Source organism: Romboutsia lituseburensis DSM 797 (assembly GCF_900103615.1).
GTDB lineage: Bacteria > Bacillota > Clostridia > Peptostreptococcales > Peptostreptococcaceae > Romboutsia_F > Romboutsia_F lituseburensis.
On the sequence record NZ_FNGW01000025.1, the window covers coordinates 1 to 2,804 of the forward strand.

The 2,804-nt window shown below is 26.5% G+C and carries 3 protein-coding genes and 1 tRNA gene; 2 read left to right on the forward strand and 2 right to left on the reverse strand.

The window, feature by feature from the left end:
• Nucleotides 1–827 (forward strand): DnaD domain protein (locus BLP75_RS17900; RefSeq protein ID WP_139149867.1); only part of this gene is annotated, 827 nt, incomplete at its 5' end.
• Nucleotides 828–836: 9 nt separating this feature from the next.
• Nucleotides 837–1,829 (forward strand): ATP-binding protein, encoded by a 993-nt coding sequence (locus BLP75_RS17905; RefSeq protein ID WP_092727897.1) that lies wholly within the window; start codon nucleotides 837–839, stop codon nucleotides 1,827–1,829.
• Nucleotides 1,830–1,988: 159 nt separating this feature from the next.
• Here BLP75_RS17905 and BLP75_RS17910 read toward each other — a convergent pair whose 3' ends face one another.
• Together BLP75_RS17910 and BLP75_RS17915 are read right to left on the reverse strand one after the other, a co-directional pair.
• Nucleotides 1,989–2,633: a pentapeptide repeat-containing protein gene (locus tag BLP75_RS17910; protein WP_092727898.1), complete on the reverse strand. Its 645-nt coding sequence runs from the start codon at nucleotides 2,631–2,633 to the stop codon at nucleotides 1,989–1,991.
• A 95-nt stretch (nucleotides 2,634–2,728) separates the two neighbouring features.
• Nucleotides 2,729–2,803 (reverse strand) — tRNA-Thr (locus tag BLP75_RS17915).
• Between the last annotated feature and the right edge of the window lies 1 nt (nucleotide 2,804).

Sequence of the window (2,804 nt, forward strand, 5' to 3'; positions counted from 1 at the left end):
AAAAAATAGTTAAAATGCATAAAAATGAAGGCTATGATGATTTTGATTTTTCTATAGAGTTTTTAGACTTAAAAAGAATCTACACAGAAAATATTTCAGTTAATACAAAATCTATTAAGTCAAACTCTGACAGTATTGTTCAAGTTGGAGAAAATGAAAACATTAGAAAAATGTTTAATTCTATAAATCAAACTGTAGGAAGATATCTTGATCAAGGAGAAAAGCTTAGTATTTTAGAAATGATGAACAAGTACAATATGAGTAGTGACATGATAATGTGCGCTTATGAACATGTTAAAGCTAAAACTGGTTCTTCTAAGCCTGTAAAATATATAGAAGGTATCATTAGAAATTGGTATGATGCTAATTTATATACTCCTGAAGAAGTTAAAGATAGTTTTGCTGTTAGAAGTGAACGTTACATGTTATATAAAACTATATTCAATGAATTAGGTTTTTCTAGACAACCTTCTAGAGCTGAAAAACAATTAATAGATGAGTGGTTTGATAAATTTAATATGGATATTGAGCTTATACTAGAGGCTTGTTCGAAGTCTAAAAATGTTTCAAATCCATCAGTTTCTTATATAAATGGTATTATAAAAAGCTGGAACACTAAGAATATAAGAAACTTAGATGATTTAAAAATTTCTGAGGAATCTCAAAAACCTAAAGAAACATCTCCTAAACATGTATCTACTTCTAGTACAAATGGAGATACTTATAAAAAAACTAAGTTCCATAATTTTAATGAGACCTTTACACAATATACATCTGAGGAATTAGATGAAATAATAGAAAAAAGTCAGAAAGAGAAGTTTAGGTAGGTGAATTAAATGAATGATGGCAAGATTAGAGATATACTTCTAAAATATGAACAAAGAAGAGATCAAGATGAACTTGAATTAGAAAACAGAAAAAAAGAAGTATACGCAAGAATACCTGAGATACAAAATATCGAAGATGAAATATCTAAAATTGGATTAAAACTTGCTAAAGCGGTATTACTAGATCCTAATTCTAGAGAAAAAATAGTTAATGAATCCAGAGAAAAGATAAATGAACTTAAATCTAAAAAAGATGAGCTACTTATTAAATATGGTGTTCCTTCAGATTATCTAGAAATTAAATATTCTTGTGATAACTGTAAAGATACTGGTTTTTTAACAAATGGCCAAAAATGTAAATGCTTCAAACAAGAAATTATTAATGAAGCATATAGGATGTCTAATCTAGATAGGGTTTTAAATAACGAAAATTTCGCTAATTTTAATTTTGATATATTTTCACCTATTAGACCTGAAGGTGCTAAAATGTCCCCTAGAGAAAATATGTTAGATATATTCTCTATTTGTGAGAAATTTGTACTTGATTTTGATAAAGATAACGAAGAAAATTTATTATTCTATGGTTCTACAGGTTTAGGAAAAACTTATATGTGCAACTGTATAGCTAAAGATTTATTAGATAGAGGTTATGTTGTTATTTATCAAACTTCTTTTAGAATACTAGAAATTATAGAGGATTATAAATTTAGAAAAGATCCTAATAATAAATTAGCTGATCAAAATTATAAAAATTTATTTGACTGTGATTTGCTTATTATAGATGACTTAGGAACTGAACTTAATAATTCATTTACAAGTGGTGAAATATTTAATATTGTTAATACTCGCTTAGTTGCTGGCAAAAAAATAATAATATCAACGAATCTAACACCTGCCCAACTTGGAAAAGTTTATACACAAAGAACTTTATCTAGGATTTTGGACAAATTTAGAATAACTAAATTCGTTGGTAATGATTTAAGATGGGAAAGATATAAGTAGAAGAAATAACTCTTTATTTTCTTCTACTTATTTTTTTAACACTTCTATATATTGTTAACAACTATCATATAATTTGAGAGTATGAACTAATCAAATTTTTATACACAGGTTAAGTTTTTAAAAATTCGGATTTTACCTGTGGATAACATGTTTTTAAATCTATACAATAGTTATCCCCATTAATTTACTTAATTCTAAAGCCTGAGCTACTGTAAATTTTCCTCCATAAAGGTCTTTTAGCCCAACTTCTATTCCTTCTATACTGCATGTTGAAAAATCAACTCCATCCAAAGAAATCCCACTAAACACAGAGCTATTAAAGTTTGTAGACTCCACTATTAAAGTTTCATTTTCTATATCTTGAAATACAGACCCTTGAAAATCAGATTCTATAAAACTAACACCTTTTATCTTTGAAAATGAAAAATTAGAATAAAGTCCTTTAGTTTCTTTAAATACTACGCTTTTTAAAACAGAGTCATCAAATCTTGCACCTGTTAATTTGCAATTTATAAATTCAACTCTATATATTCCACTATCTCCAAAATTAATATTAGATAAATTACAATTGTCAAATATTACATCAACCATGTCTATTTTTCTAAAATCACAATCATCAAAATTTACATTTCTAAATATGCATGTATTAAATCTAACTCTAATATCTGAAATTGATTGTATTGTTGCATTTTCTATAATTTTATCTTCTATTTTTTCTTCTTCCCAAATTTCATCTATTATATCATTTGTTATTTCTAATTCCTTTGGGATTTTAGGGCTTTGAATTTTTATTTTTTTAGCCATATTTTCATCATCCGTTCTTAATTAATTTTTTTACTTTTTAAATATAACATAATTTGAAAATAAAAAAAACTCTTAGATAAACTAAGAGTTTTGATTGGAGCTAGTGATAGGAATCGAACCTACAACCTGCTGATTACAAGTCAGCTGCTCTACCGTTGAGCCACACTAGCA

Bases quoted from the DNA above. Each gene is read 5' to 3' on its own strand.
- BLP75_RS17905 (WP_092727897.1), top strand. From the start codon at position 837: ATGAATGATGGCAAGATTAGAGATATACTTCTAAAATATGAACAAAGA.
- BLP75_RS17910 (WP_092727898.1), bottom strand. From the start codon at position 2,633: ATGGCTAAAAAAATAAAAATTCAAAGCCCTAAAATCCCAAAGGAATTA.